General features: G+C 61.6%; 11 protein-coding genes. 8 read left to right on the top strand and 3 right to left on the bottom strand.

The window, feature by feature from the left end:
• Nucleotides 1-321: 321 nt before the first annotated feature.
• The 8 genes from ACQKEN_RS23565 to ACQKEN_RS23600 all read left to right on the top strand — a co-directional run bounded on the left by ACQKEN_RS23565 (nt 322) and on the right by ACQKEN_RS23600 (nt 8390).
• Nucleotides 322-1563 (top strand): SfnB family sulfur acquisition oxidoreductase, encoded by a 1242-nt coding sequence (locus ACQKEN_RS23565; protein WP_427689227.1) that lies wholly within the window; start codon nt 322-324, stop codon nt 1561-1563.
• A 37-nt stretch (nt 1564-1600) separates the two neighbouring features.
• The gene (locus tag ACQKEN_RS23570) at nt 1601-2806 is read left to right on the top strand and encodes an SfnB family sulfur acquisition oxidoreductase (protein ID WP_427689237.1); all 1206 of its coding nucleotides are present in this window, start codon (nt 1601-1603) and stop codon (nt 2804-2806) included.
• The gene (locus ACQKEN_RS23575) at nt 2806-4170 is read left to right on the top strand and encodes an LLM class flavin-dependent oxidoreductase (protein ID WP_427689228.1); all 1365 of its coding nucleotides are present in this window, start codon (nt 2806-2808) and stop codon (nt 4168-4170) included. The genes ACQKEN_RS23570 and ACQKEN_RS23575 overlap by 1 nt, the downstream gene beginning before the upstream one ends.
• A 74-nt stretch (nt 4171-4244) precedes the next feature.
• Nucleotides 4245-5039 carry a MetQ/NlpA family ABC transporter substrate-binding protein gene (locus ACQKEN_RS23580; RefSeq protein ID WP_427689229.1) on the top strand — a complete coding sequence of 265 codons (795 nt, stop codon included), beginning with the start codon at nt 4245-4247 and terminating at the stop codon, nt 5037-5039.
• A gap of 2 nt (nt 5040-5041) precedes the next feature.
• Entirely contained in the window at nt 5042-6169 is a 1128-nt protein-coding gene (locus ACQKEN_RS23585; RefSeq protein ID WP_427689230.1) for a methionine ABC transporter ATP-binding protein, read from the top strand.
• The gene (locus tag ACQKEN_RS23590) at nt 6159-6803 is read left to right on the top strand and encodes a methionine ABC transporter permease (protein WP_272633518.1); all 645 of its coding nucleotides are present in this window, start codon (nt 6159-6161) and stop codon (nt 6801-6803) included. Before ACQKEN_RS23585 ends, ACQKEN_RS23590 begins: the two co-directional genes overlap by 11 nt.
• A gap of 345 nt (nt 6804-7148) precedes the next feature.
• Nucleotides 7149-7775: a class I SAM-dependent methyltransferase gene (locus tag ACQKEN_RS23595; protein WP_427689231.1), complete on the top strand. Its 627-nt coding sequence runs from the start codon at nt 7149-7151 to the stop codon at nt 7773-7775.
• 165 nt (nt 7776-7940) lie between these two features.
• Nucleotides 7941-8390, top strand: a complete 450-nt coding sequence (locus ACQKEN_RS23600; RefSeq protein WP_427689232.1) for a hypothetical protein — start codon at nt 7941-7943, stop codon at nt 8388-8390.
• Between the two features lie 139 nt (nt 8391-8529).
• On the opposite strand, the gene ACQKEN_RS23605 is transcribed toward ACQKEN_RS23600, so the two are convergent.
• Genes ACQKEN_RS23605 through ACQKEN_RS23615 form a run of 3 tightly spaced genes read right to left on the bottom strand, consistent with a single transcriptional unit; the run spans nt 8530 to nt 13873 of the window.
• Nucleotides 8530-11670, bottom strand: coding sequence for an efflux RND transporter permease subunit (locus tag ACQKEN_RS23605; protein WP_427689233.1), 3141 nt, complete (start codon nt 11668-11670; stop codon nt 8530-8532).
• Complete coding sequence (locus ACQKEN_RS23610) at nt 11667-12737, bottom strand: efflux RND transporter periplasmic adaptor subunit (protein ID WP_427689234.1); 1071 nt, start codon at nt 12735-12737, stop codon at nt 11667-11669. Before ACQKEN_RS23610 ends, ACQKEN_RS23605 begins: the two co-directional genes overlap by 4 nt.
• Nucleotides 12734-13873: an efflux RND transporter periplasmic adaptor subunit gene (locus ACQKEN_RS23615; RefSeq protein ID WP_427689235.1), complete on the bottom strand. Its 1140-nt coding sequence runs from the start codon at nt 13871-13873 to the stop codon at nt 12734-12736. The genes ACQKEN_RS23610 and ACQKEN_RS23615 overlap by 4 nt, the downstream gene beginning before the upstream one ends.
• Nucleotides 13874-14374 lie beyond the last annotated feature (501 nt).

A 14374-nucleotide genomic window follows, 5' to 3' on the forward strand; every position in this document is an offset into this window, starting at 1 on the left:
CAGACTGCTAGCCTGCGGTGAAAGCCTTCATGAGGTATTCGCCATGCCCTGCAGACATATCGTCAAGTACATGATTCTGGCGCTGGCCTTCGGTTCATGCCTGACCTACACAAAAGCCACGGCGCTGGCGACGGCAACCGCCATTTCGCCTTCTATGCTTATTCCTAAATGTGAGTTTATTTAATTTTTATACACGCTTACGGTATATGCACCGGACCACCGGACCATCGTCAATTTGCTCGCCGCCACCGCGGTATTGATTCGAGGTTCGAATGGTTCAGCACAATGATCCCAGTGCTCGCGCTCGTGAAGGTCACCACCATGACTGATCTGAGCGCCCCTTCTGTCCAGCACACCCTGGACGTGGCTCCTCCCCTGCTCCCTGCGGCGATATTGCGCAATGACGCCGACGCCATTGCGGCGGCCCATGACCTGGCCGCCGTCGTGCGCACCCATGCCGCCATCCGAGACCGAGAGCGGCAATTGCCTTGGTCGGAAATCGAGCTGTTTACCCGCAGCGGTCTGGGCAGCATTTCGGTGCCGCACGCCTATGGCGGGCCGCAGGTGTCATTCGTGACCGTGGCGGAGGTTTTCGCCATCCTGTCGGCCGCTGACCCTGCGGTGGGCCAGATTCCCCAAAACCACTTCGGGATTCTCAACTCGCTGATCGGCAGCGCCGCCGAGGCGCAGAAACACACCCTGTTCGCCAGCGTTCTCGGCGGTGCACGCATCGGCAATGGCGGCCCCGAGCGCGGGACAAAAAATACCCTCGACATCCGCACGCGCCTGACCGCCGACGGTGATCATTTTTTGCTCAACGGCCGCAAGTTCTACTCGACCGGCGCGCTGTTCGCCCACTGGGTGGCGGTCAAAGCCATCAATGACGACGGCAAACAGGTGCTGGTATTCGTGCCACGCGGTACGCCCGGTTTGCACATCATCGACGACTGGTCCGGCTTCGGTCAGCGCACCACCGCCAGCGGCAGCGTGCTGCTGGAAAATGTGCGCGTGAACGGCGAACTCGTCGTCGATAACTGGAAGCTGGGCCTGTCGCCGAACATTCAGGGCGCGGTCTCGCAACTGATTCAGGCGGCCACCGATGCGGGCATTGCCCGGGAAGCCATCGACGAAAGCATTCGTTTTGTGCGCGAGCGCTCACGCCCGTGGATCGACGCCAATGTCGAGCGTGCCGGCGACGACCCCTATGTGATCGCCGACATCGGCAAATTGAAGCTCGAACTGCACGCCGCCGAAGCACTGTTGCGCAGGGCTGGCCGCGTGCTGGATGAAATTGCCGCCGAACCCATCGACGAGCAATCAGCGGCGCGGGCCTCCATCGTGGTCGCCGAAGCCAAAGTGCTGACCACCCAGATCGCCCTGCTCGCCAGTGAAAAGCTGTTCGAGCTCTCGGGCAGTCGCGCGACGCTGGCCGAATTCAATCTTGATCGTCACTGGCGCAACGCGCGGGTTCACACCCTCCACGACCCGGTGCGCTGGAAGGTTCACGCCGTCGGCGCCTGGCACCTGAACGGCGCCCTGCCCGCCCGTCATTCCTGGATATAACCAGACCACTGGAAGCACACCTATGAGCCTTCAAACCTTGCCGCGTGGCACGCAGGCGACCGCCGTGACCGCGATCATTCGTGACGACGCCGAAGCGCTGCGCATCGCCCACACGCTGGCGGAAGATTTCAAACGACAGAGCGTCACGCGTGACCGTGAACGGCGCCTGCCCCATCAGGAACTGGAAGCGTTTTCCCGCTCGGGCCTGTGGGGCATCAGCGTGCCGAAGGCCTTTGGTGGCGCAGGCGTGTCCAGTGTCACCCTGGCCGACGTCATTCGTATCATCTCTGCCGCCGACGCCTCCCTGGGGCAGATTCCGCAAAACCACTTTTACGCGCTGGAAGTGCTGCGGGTGAACGGCAGCCCGGCGCAGCAGGCACGACTGTACGCCGAGGTCCTCGCCGGTCAGCGCTTCGGTAACGCGCTGGCCGAGCTGGGCACCAAAACCGCCCACGACCGCACCACTCGCCTGAGCCGCAACGGCAAAGGCTGGCGCATCAACGGGCGCAAGTTCTACGCCACCGGCGCGCTTTACGCCCAACGCATACCGACCTCGGTCGTTGATGACAACGGCGTGCAGCAGCTGGCATTCGTGCCGGCGAACGCCGCCGGGCTGAGCGTGATCGACGACTGGAGCGGCTTCGGCCAGCGCACCACCGGCAGCGGCTCGGTGGTGTTCGATAACGTCTCTGTCGAGGCCGATGACGTGGTGCCTTTCCAGACGGCGTTCGAGCGCCCGACCACTGTCGGCCCGCTGGCGCAGATTCTCCATGCCGCTATCGACACCGGCATCGCTCGCGCTGCCTTTGAAGACGCGCTGCATTTCGTACGCACGCGCACCCGGCCATGGATCGACTCCGGCATCGAAAAAGCCGTCGATGACCCGCTGACGCTGCACAGCTTTGGCAAACTCGGCATTCGTCTGCACGCCGCCGAAGCCCTGCTCGAACGTTCGGGCGAAGTCCTGGATCGGGCGCAGGCCGAGACCACGCCCGAAAACCTGGCCCAGGCATCGATTGCGGTCGCGGAAGCGCGGGCGATCAGCACCGAAATCTCTCTGGAAGCCGGCAGCACCTTGTTCGAACTCGCCGGCTCCCAAGCCACGCTGGCGGAGCACGGCCTTGACCGCCACTGGCGCAACGCGCGGGTTCACACGCTGCACGACCCGGTGCGCTGGAAGTATCACGCCATCGGCAATTACTACCTCAATGACGTCAACCCGCCACGCCGGGGGACGATCTGATGAGCAAGAAAAAGATCCTGCTCAATGCGTTCAACATGAACTGCATCGGCCACATCAATCACGGTTTCTGGACGCACCCCCGGGATACGTCGACCCAGTACAAGACCCTTGAATACTGGACAGAGCTGGCGCGGTTACTGGAGCGCGGGCTGTTCGACGGCTTGTTCATCGCGGACATCGTCGGGGTCTATGACATCTATCAGAAGTCGGTGGACGTGACGCTGAAGGAGTCGATCCAGTTGCCGGTGAATGATCCGTTGCTGCTGGTATCGGCCATGGCCGCCGTGACCAAAAACCTCGGCTTCGGCCTGACGGCCAACCTCACCTACGAGGCGCCGTATCTGTTCGCCCGGCGCATGTCGACGCTGGATCACCTGACCCGCGGCCGCGTGGGCTGGAACATCGTCACCGGGTATCTGGACAGCGCCGCGCGCGCGATGGGCCTGACCGAGCAGATCGAACACGACCGCCGCTACGATCAGGCCGATGAGTACCTGGAGGTTTTGTACAAGCTGTGGGAAGGCAGTTGGGAGGACGACGCGGTGATCGAGGACCGTCGGGCGCGCATCTACGCCCAGCCGGAAAAGGTCCATTACGTGCGGCACAGCGGCGAATTCTATCAGGTGGAGGGTTATCACCTCTGCGAGCCCTCGCCGCAGCGCACGCCGGTGCTGTTTCAGGCGGGCAGTTCCGAGCGCGGTTTGCAGTTCGCCGGCAGCAACGCCGAGTGCGTGTTCATCAGCGCGCAGAACAAACCCGCGACCCGGGAGCAGGTCGACAAGGTCCGCGCCAGTGCCGTGGCCGCCGGGCGCAATCCGGATGACATCAAAGTGTTCATGGGCCTCAACGTGATCGTCGGCCCCACCGAAGAAGCGGCGCGGGCCAAGCATGCGGAGTACCTGACCTACGCCAGCGCCGAGGCAGGACTGGCGCATTTTGCCGCGTCCACCGGCATCGACTTCGCCGACTACGCGCTCGACGAGCCGATCCAGCACGTGAAAGGCAACGCCATTCAGTCAGCCACGAAGATCCTCAAGAACAATGACTGGACCCGCCAGAAACTGCTCGATCAACACGCACTGGGCGGCCGTTACATCACGTTGATCGGCTCGCCCGAGCACGTCGCCGACGAGCTGGAATCGTGGATCGCCGAAACCGGGCTGGACGGCTTCAACCTCACCCGCATCGTCACCCCGGAGAGCTACGAGGATTTCATCGACCTGGTCATCCCGGAGCTGCAACGACGGGGCTCATACAAGACCGCGTACGAACACGGCACCTTGCGCGAGAAGCTGTTTGAAGGCGGAGCGCGACTGCCGGAACGGCACGCGGGGGCGGCTTATAGAACACGTAGCAATCTGTAGGAGTGAGCTTGCTCGCGAGACGGCCTCACAAGCACCCCAAATTCAAACCAGACCACTGACCCGGATTACTCGCCATGACCAAAATCCTTCTTACCCTCGCGCTGTCCCTGGGACTGTTTGCCGGCGTCACCCACGCCGCCGATCAACCGCTCAAAGTCGGCACCACGGCGGCGTTCGCCATCCCGCTGGAAGCGGCCGTCGCCGAAGCCGAGAAACAAGGCCTGAAGGTCGAGCTGGTGGAATTCACCGACTGGATCGCGCCCAACGTCAGCCTCAACGCCGGCGACATCGACGTGAATTACTTCCAGCACATTCCGTTTCTGGAGAATGCAAAGGCCGCGTCGGGTTTTGATCTGGTGCCCTACGCGCCGGGCATCATCAACAACGTCGGGCTGTATTCGAAGAAGTACAAAAGCTTCGATGAGCTGCCAACCGGCGCCACCGTCGCTATCGCCAACGACCCGATCAACAGCGGCCGCGGCCTGCAACTGCTGGCCAAGGCCGGCTTGATTACGTTGAAACCGGGCGTGGGTTACAAGGCCACCGAAGACGACATCACCGCCAACCCGAAGAAGATCAAGCTGATTCAGGTCGAAGCCGTGCAGCTGGTACGCGCCTATGACGATGCTGATCTGGTGCAGGGCTACCCGGCCTACATTCGTTTGTCGAAGACCTTCGATGCCGGCTCGGCGATTCTGTTCGACGGGCTCGACCACCCGGAATACGTGATTCAGTTCGTCATCAAACCGGACCACAAAGATGACCCGCGCCTGGCCAAGTTCATCGACATCTACCAACACTCACCGGTCGTGCGCGCCTCCCTGGATAAGGTCAATGGCTCGCTGTATCAGGTTGGCTGGAAGAATTGATCATGAGTGCATCCGCGCAACGCTTTTTAGCGCCTGGGGGTGATGCCCCCCATGCCGCCGAACAAGCCGAACTGCATCCGCAGAAGCAGCACGCCCATGTCCGTTTCCTCAATCTGAGTAAGGTCTATGAAGGTCCGCAAGGGCCGGTGCCGGCGCTTCAGGGCATCGATCTGGATATCCAACGCGGTGAGGTATTCGGCATCATCGGCCGCAGCGGCGCAGGCAAATCGTCGCTGATCCGCACCATCAATCGTCTGGAAAAACCCAGCAGCGGGCGCGTGCTGATCGATCAGGTGGACATTGGCGAGTTCAACGAGGACACGCTGGTGGCGCTGCGCCGACGCATCGGCATGATCTTTCAGCATTTCAACCTGATGTCAGCCAAAACCGTTTGGCAGAACGTCGAATTGCCTCTGAAAGTGGCGGGCGTGCCGAAAGCGCAGCGTCAGCGCAAGGTCGCCGAGCTGCTGGAATTGGTGGGGCTGGAAGGCAAGCACAAGGCCTATCCGGCGCAGTTGTCGGGCGGGCAGAAGCAGCGCGTCGGCATTGCCCGGGCGCTGGTGCATGATCCGGCGATTCTGCTGTGCGATGAGGCGACCTCGGCCCTCGATCCAGAGACCACGCAATCGATTCTCGGCCTGCTGCGCGAGATCAACCAGCGTCTAGGGCTGACGATCATTTTGATCACCCACGAGATGGCGGTCATCCGGGAAATCTGTGATCGCGTGGTAGTGCTGGAAAAAGGTGAGGTCGTCGAGCAGGGCCCGGTCTGGCAGGTGTTCGGCAATCCGCAGCATGAGGTGAGCAAGACGCTGCTGGCGCCGCTGCAACATGCGCTGCCGGAGGATGTGCAGGCGCGTCTGCAGCCGCATCCTTCAGAGCTTCACGCCAGCGTTGTGCTGGATCTGCAGTTCACCGGCAGCGATGGCAAGGAGCCTGATCTGTCGGCGCTGTTCAATGCATTTGGCGGGCGCGTGAGCCTGCTGCACGGCGGCGTCGAACGCATTCAAGGGCGTGCGCTGGGTCACCTGCTGCTGGCGGTGAGTCATTCGCCGCTGTCGGCGGACGAATTGCTCAATCGCGCCCGCAAACACGCGCAGCACGCGGAGGTACTGGGTTATGTGGCTTGATCGTCTGTGGCAGGGCGTCATCGACACCTTTCTGATGGTCGGTGTGTCGTCGCTGATCGCGTTGATTCTGGGGATTCCGCTGGCCGTGATTCTGGTCACCAGCGGCAAGGGCGGCATCTTTGAAGCGCCCAACGTGAACCGGGTGCTGGGCGCGTTCGTGAATATTTTCCGTTCGGTGCCGTTCCTGATTCTGATGGTCGCGCTGATCCCGTTCACGCGGCTGATCGTCGGCACGACTTACGGCGTGTGGGCGGCGGTGGTGCCGCTGACCATTGCGGCGACGCCGTTCTTCGCGCGCATTGCGGAAGTCAGCCTGCGCGAGGTCGATCACGGTTTGGTCGAAGCGGCACAAGCGATGGGTTGCCGCCGCTGGCACATCGTCTGGCATGTGCTGTTGCCCGAAGCGCTGCCGGGCATCGTTGGGGGCTTTACCATCACGATAGTGACGATGATCAATTCATCGGCCATGGCGGGCGCGATTGGCGCCGGTGGATTAGGCGACATCGCGTATCGCTACGGCTATCAGCGGTTCGACACGCAAGTGATGCTCACCGTGATCGTGTTGCTGGTGATATTGGTGGCGGTGATTCAGTTGGGCGGGGATCGGTTGGCGTTGCGGCTGAACAAGCGCTAGCAAGCAGCGATTGCCGACGTTGCATTGGCCATTTACTGCCGCTTCGCGCCAGATCGCGAGCAAGCTCACTCCTACAGGTTCGTGCCGCGCCTCCCGAATCCGTGTCCGATGCAAATCAACTGTAGGAGCAATCGGAGGTTACGACGGTCGCGAAAGCGGTGGGTCTGTGACCTGGATGCTGACTGACACGACGCATTCGCGAGCAAGGTGGAGCGCCACCCCGGTCACCCCTACCGGTTCGTCCCTGCACCAGCCTTTACGTCGGGCGCTAATCTGATGCCAGAGCGGCGTTGAAGTCCGCGAGCGGGGTATATTGGCGGCCTTATTCGACCAGACACTCGTCCCATGAAACTCGACTCAGAAGACCTCGCCCAGATCACGGCCACTACTCTCGGCAATTACAACGAGGTGGCCGAGGGCTTTCGCGAAGGGACCCGCGACCATGATGTGAGCCAGAACATTGATGCGCTGCTGCGCAATATCACCGGCCCGGCGCCGTTTCAGATTCTCGATTTCGGCTGCGGGCCAGGCCGTGACCTGCAGACGTTCACCGCCATGGGCCACATTGCAACCGGCCTGGATGGCTCCGAACGCTTCGCCGAGATGGCCCGTACCGACAGCGGCTGCGACGTGCTTCACCAGAACTTTCTTGAACTGAACCTCCCCGCTGAACACTTCGACGGCATCTTCGCCAATGCCTCGCTGTTTCACGTGCCGCGTCAGGAATTGCCTCGGGTGCTGCGCGAATTGCACGCCGCGTTGAAGCCCGGCGGCGTGTTGTTCAGCTCCAATCCCCGAGGCGACAACCAGGAAGGCTGGAAAGGCGAGCGCTATGGCGCCTTTCATGACCTGGCGTCATGGACCGTACTGCTGACTGAAGCCGGGTTCATTGAGGTCGAGCACTACTACCGACCGCCGGGATTGCCAAGGGACCAGCAGCCGTGGCTGGCGAGTGTCTGGCGCAGAAGCTGACGACTCGCCATCGTCCACGTTTCGAATGGGCGACTGGACTGTCACTTCTGACAGTAGCCCGCCCCGTTCCTCAAGCACACACTGAACCTGCGCCATCGGCGTGAATGACGGTTCATGTGCTGAGTCAGCACCTGCCGCTAATCTCAAGCAAGCAAGGGAATGACTATGAAAAATATTTTGGAAAATGGGGACTTCCACACAGGCGAACTTGCGCCCTGGACCAGTACGACCGGCGAGGCAAGCTGGACGATTAAGACAGACGACGTGGGAGCCTACATCCAGTTGACCAAGGCAGCAGACCTGTCCCAGACCACCCCGCAAGGCACTTATAAACCCACAACGCTGACGTTCGAGGTCCGGGCAGGCGAAGTCGTAAAACCCGGCGATCTCGTGGTGTTCGGTTTTGGATTAGTGGTCTATGCGACCGGAGAAGCTCAAGGGTTCGGCGACGTTTCGGGAGCGACCAAAGAGTGGCGAACAGTCACGTTCACAATCGACCGCAAACCGACCCCTGCCACTATGGTGACTGTGCAGTTCTTTACCGCCTCCGACCCGGAAAGATTGAAAGTTCAGGCAGGGACAGTGCATTTCAGGAATTTCCAACTCCTCGGATAGCACGCGTCCTGGCATCAACATCCATAAAAGCCGGAAGTGTTGAGGTGTGACGTTTAACGCCTTCCCGGCTAAAGCCGGTCCCACCAGGTGCGTACATCGCCTCAGTGGGACCAGGTCGCTTGCGCTTTACCTCAATGCATCAATGCGCGGGAGAGGGCGCTCCGTCGTCCGCCTCTTCATCACGGCGATGTTGCTCTTCCTGCTGGCGTTCCTGATGCTTGCGCCGCTCCTCGTCACTCGGCTCCTTGATCTTGTACCAGGCCACGTACAGCGCCGGCAGGAACAGCAACGTCAGCAGGGTCGCGATGATGATCCCGCCGATCATCGCGTAAGCCATCGGCCCCCAGAACACTTCGCGGGCGATGGGGATCATGCCCAGGCTTGCCGCCGCAGCGGTGAGCAGGATCGGGCGACGGCGGTGTTCAGTCGCTTCCGCCACCGCATCCCACGGCAGATAGCCGGCCACTTCATACTCATGAATCTGCGTCACCAGAATCACCGAGTTGCGGATGATGATGCCGATCAGCGCCAGAATGCCGAGGATCGCCACAAAACCCATGGGCGTTCCGGTCGGCACCAGCGCCAGCACCACGCCGATCAGCCCCAACGGCGCCACGCTGGCGACGATGAACATCTTCTGCACGCTGTGCAGCTGGATCATCAGGAAGGTCGCCATCAGGAAGATCATCAACGGCACGACCTTGGCAATCGGCCCTTGGGCCTTGCCGCTCTCCTCCACCGTACCGCCCGTGGCAATCTTGAAGCCCACCGGCAAACCGGCGGCAAACTTGTCGATCTCGGGCTTGAGCTCCTTGACCAGATCGGTCGGCTGCATGTCGTCGCTCACGGCGGCCTTGAGCGTGATCGTCGGTTTGCGATCACGACGCCACACCAGCGGCTGTTCCAATTCATAGCGCACATTGGCGAAGGCCAGCAGCGGAATCGACGTGCCCTGGGGCGTGACGATCTGCAGGTTCTGCAGGGTTTCCGGCGATCCGCGCTCGGAATCCACCGCGCGACCGACGACGTTGATCAGGTAGATGTCGTCGCGCACCTGGGTCACCGCCGAGCCGGTCACGATGCTGTTCATCAACTGCGCGACGTCCTCGGACGACAGCCCCAGTTGCCGCGCCTTGTCCTGATTGATGTCGATGCGCAGGACTTTGCCGGGCTCGTTCCAGTCGTAAATCATCTCGCCGATGTGCTGATTCTTGTCGAGCAGCGTGGCGAGTTCGATGGCGTGCTGGCGCACTTCATCAATGTTCTCGCCGCTGACCCGGTACTGAATCGGGCGCCCCACCGGCGGCCCCATTTCCAGCGCCTGAACGTAGGTGCCGATGCCGACGAAGTCATCCCGCAGGCGTTTTTTCAAACGCTCGGTCAACGCGCCGCGCTCTTCCAGCCCTTTGCTGACGATCACCAACTGCGCGTAGTACGGGTTCTCCAGCTGCTGATCGAGCGGCAGGTAGAAACGCACCGCGCCTTCGCCGATGTACGTGCTCCAGCTGACAATGTCCGGATCGTCCTTGAGGGTCGCCTCAAGTTTGTCCACCGCGCGGCGGGTCTCGTTGATCGACGCGTTCTGCGGCAGGTTGAGGTCGACCAGAATCTCCGGGCGATCCGATGAGGGGAAGAACTGGTTCTGCACGAAGCGCATGCAGAACAGCGAGGTGGCGAACAACAAAATCGTGATGATGATGGTCAGCCAGCGGTGACGCATGGCCCAAAACATCGAGCCGTTGAAGGCCCGTGCGATGCGTCCCGGCTTGGCGTTCTCGTCGTGTTTTTTCACGTTCTCGCTGAGAATGTGCACGCCGATCACCGGGGCGAACAGCACCGCGACGACCCACGACACCAGCATCGCGACAGCGATCACCGCGAACAGCGTGAAGGTGTATTCCCCTGCCGAGCTGGCGTTCAGGCCGATCGGCACGAAGCCCGCAACCGTCACCAGCGTACCGGTGAGCATCGGGAAGGCCGTCGAGGTGTAGGCGTAGGTCGCGGCCTGGGCTTTGGTGTCGCCTTTTTCGAGGCGCGACACCATCATCTCCACCGTGATCATCGCGTCATCGACCAACAGGCCGAGGGCAATAATCAGGGCGCCGAGGGAAATACGCTGCATGGTGATGCCGCTGTATTCCATGAACACAAAGACCATCGCCAGCACCAGCGGAATCGAGCAGGCAACCACCAGACCCGCGCGCATGCCGAGGCTGATGAAGCTGACGATCAACACGATCACCACCGCCTCGAACAGCGCGCTGGTGAACCCGCCGACGGCTTTCTCGACCACCTGCGCCTGATCGGAAACCACATGCACGCCGACGCCGATCGGCAGCTCGGCGGTCGCGGCGGTCATGCGCTCGTGCAACTGCTTGCCGAACTCCTGAACGTTGCCGCCTTTCTTCATGGCAATGGCCAAACCAATGGCGGGCTTGCCGTCGAAGCGGAACAGCGGCTTGGGCGGATCGACGTAGCCGCGGGTGATTTCGGCGATGTCGCTCAAGCGATAGAAGCGATCGTTGAGACGCAGGTTGACGTTTTCGAGGTCTTTCTCCGACGCGAACTGGCCGGAGGTGCGCACGGAAATGCGCTCAGGGCCGGCCTCGATGACCCCAGCCGGTGTCACGGTGTTTTGCGACTGCAGGCTTTGTACGACCTGACGCTGATCCAGCCCCAGGGCGGCCAGTTTGCGGGTGGAGAAGTTCAGGTACAGCACTTCGTCCTGCTCGCCGATCATTTCGACTTTGCCCAGGCCTGGCACGTCGCGGATCTGGACGCGCACTTGCTCCACGTAGTCGCGCAACTGGCGCAGGGTCAGGCCGTCAGAGGTGAAAGCGTAAATCGAACCGTAGACGTCACCGAACTCATCGTTGAACGCCGGGCCTTGAATACCTTGTGGGAATTGCCCGCGAATATCGTCGATCTTTTTGCGCACCTGGTACCAGATCTCAGGAATAGCCTCGGCGCTGGTGGTGTCGCGCAGGTAAACGAGAACAGTGGACTCACCCGGTCGGGTGTAGCTCTTTACGTAGTCGAGGGAGTCGAGCTCTTCGAGCTTTTTCTCGATGCGGTCGGTGACCTGCTCCAGGGTTTCATCCACGGTCGCGCCCGGCCAGCGGGTTTGTATGACCATGGTCTTGATGGTGAACGAAGGGTCTTCTTCGCGGCCCAGGTTCATGTAGGAAAAAACGCCCATTAGCAGGCCGACGAACATCAGGTACCAGACAAAAGACTGATGCTTGATCGCCCAATCGGAGAGGTTGAACGTCCCTTTCATCGCGGGCTTTCCTTATCGACTTTGATTTTCTGACCCGGCTTGAGGCTGTTGACCCCGGCGGTTACCACGCGATCGCCGTTGTTGACGCCACCGGCCAGTACCACTGAATCATCGCTGCGGCTGACGACCGTGACGACGCGTGGAGAAACCGTTTGATTCTGCATATCGATGACCCAGATCTGCGTCTTGCCATCGACCTCCTGCAAGGACGTGGCGGGCAGTTCGATGCGCGGTTTGATCGCCGAGCTGAGGGTCACGCTGATCGCTGTGCCCAAACGGAAGGCCGCCGGCGTATCCGCCAGGGTCAAACGTGCGCGACGGGTGCGGGTGGTGCTTTCGGCCTGGGGTTCGAGCTCTCGCACGGTCGCGGTGGTGTTGATCTCTGGCTCCAGCTGGCTGGCGACTGTGAACACCACGTCGCTGGGCAGTTGATCGCCCAGTTGCGCCGGCAGGTCAATCACCGCCTCTTTGATGTCCGGGCGCGCCAGTGTCACCACCTGCTCACCTGCGCTGACCACCTGGCCGGCTTCGACTTTCCATTCGGTGACCACGGCATCGTGATCGGCGCGCAGCTCGCTGTAGCTCAGCTGATCCTTGGCCTGCTGCAATGCGGCCTTGGCCTGATCGTAGGAAGACTGGGTGGTTTTCAGGTCGGTGACCGCGACATCCAGCGCGGCTTGGGCGCCAACGCCGCGATCGAACAATTCTTGTTGCCGACGGGCGTTGGCCTGGGCGTTGATCAACTGCGCTTCGACCCGGGCCAGATCGCCTTGGGTTGAGCGCACCTGGTTCTGTTGGTCCGTCGGGTCGAGCACGGCCAGCATGTCGCCCTTCTTCACCTGTGCGCCGACATCGACGCTGCGCTGGGCGATGCGGCCCGAGACGCGAAAGCCCAGGGTGCTTTCATAACGCGCGGCAATGTTGCCGGCGAAACGACCCAGGCTTTCTTGGGCCTGTGGCTTCACCTCGATAAACAGGACCGGCCGAACCGGCTCCGGTGGCGGCTCTTCCTTGCTGCAGGCGCTTAACAGCAGACCGGCCAACACAACCCCTGACAAGCGCTTCATTGCTGGGCTCCCGTCGTTTGCTTCGCGGCCTCGGGGTGCACGTCGGCGAGTTCCACCTGCATGTCCGGGTGCAACAACTGGTTACCAGCAACGACCACTTTTTCACCATTCTTCAGACCGTCGACAATGATCACTTTGCCCGTCAGGTAGCGCCCGACCGTGACGCCGCGCAAGCTGACCTTGTTGTCACCATCGACCACCCACACCGCCGGTTTGCCGAGCTGATCGCCCAGGCCTTTGGTCAGTGCGGACCATGGCAATTCGACGCTGGTTCGGGCCGGCATGTTCAGGGCGGCACTGACCACCGAACCCAGGTCCATGCCCGGCGGCAGTGAGCTGAGCGCGATCTTCACTTGCAGCGTGCCCGTCTGCGCTGAAACGGCCGGGGTGACTTCGCGGACTTTACCGACGGCCTTGACCTTGGGGTTGTCCAGCAACGTGACTTCGACCGGCTGGTCGGTGGGCGGGTTGACGAACAGCGACTCGTAAACATTGAACACGGCATCGCGCTCGCCGTCTCGGGCCAGGCTAAAGATCGGTGCCGTGGGTTGCACGACCTGACCGACTTCGGCCTGTCGCGCGGTAATGATGCCCGGCGCATCGGCGATCAACGCGGTGTAACCCAGTTGCTCGCGGGCGTTGGCCAGTTGCGCCTGGGCGGCTTTGAGCGCGCTTTGACTGCTGCGCAATTGCGCCTGAGCTGAATCGTATTCACTGCGGCTGGTGTAACCCTTGGGCAAGAGCTTTTCCTGGCGCACGAAGGCGGCGGAAGTCTGTTTCACGCGCGCCTGCTCGGCGGCGACGGCAGCGATGGCGGAGTCGACGTTGGTTTGCAGGTCTTTGGGGTCGAGTTTAGCCAGCACTTGTTTGGCCGACACCCGATCGCCTACATCGACCGACCGCTGAATGATCTTCCCGCCCACCCGGAAAGAAAGCTGCGTCTGCACCCGCGCCTGCACATCGCCGGTCAGCGCCACGTCTGCGGCGTAATCGACCGTCTTGACCTCCTGCGCCTGCACGCGTGCGCGCTCTGGTTCCTGGGGCTTTTCCTTGTCACAGCCGGCAAGAACAGCCAGGCACAGACCGATGGAAAAAACGGTCAGACGACCATTAAAAAGAAAGGGTTGGGCGGGCATGCAAGCTCCTTGTGCCAATGCCGTTGCGACACCGCGCTGCCGGACGCTATTGCGATGTGATCATGCGACTGTGAGCGTACATCAGGGTTCCTTGGGGCACTAAACTCTGCCGGAATCTACGGCGCACGCCAATCTACGCTAGAGCGCGCCTGTTCGCGATGGGGGTGGGTCTGTGACATCGATGTTGGCGGACACACCGCGTTCGCGAGCAAGGTGGAGCGCCACCCCGGTCGCTCCTACTGGTACACGGCATGCCAACCATTTAGGTCGGACGCAAATCCCCCTGTAGGAGCGTGGTTTGTTCCGCGATCGGCCGGGAACCTGTCGTGGAATCGGTTCACGCGGTGGATCAGGCAGAAACCGATGGCAGACCTGCTGCCGCTGCGCACCAGAGCGCGGGACAAGCCTGAACTGGCCTAATGATTTTGGACATCTCAATCGGGCGCTAAGATGGCGCCCAAATCCGAGGTGTTATGGGCATGCGTACTTCTTACTCGAACG

Origin of the sequence: Pseudomonas sp. NPDC078416 (assembly GCF_050268485.1) — a bacterium.
Classification (GTDB): Bacteria; Pseudomonadota; Gammaproteobacteria; order Pseudomonadales; family Pseudomonadaceae; genus Aquipseudomonas.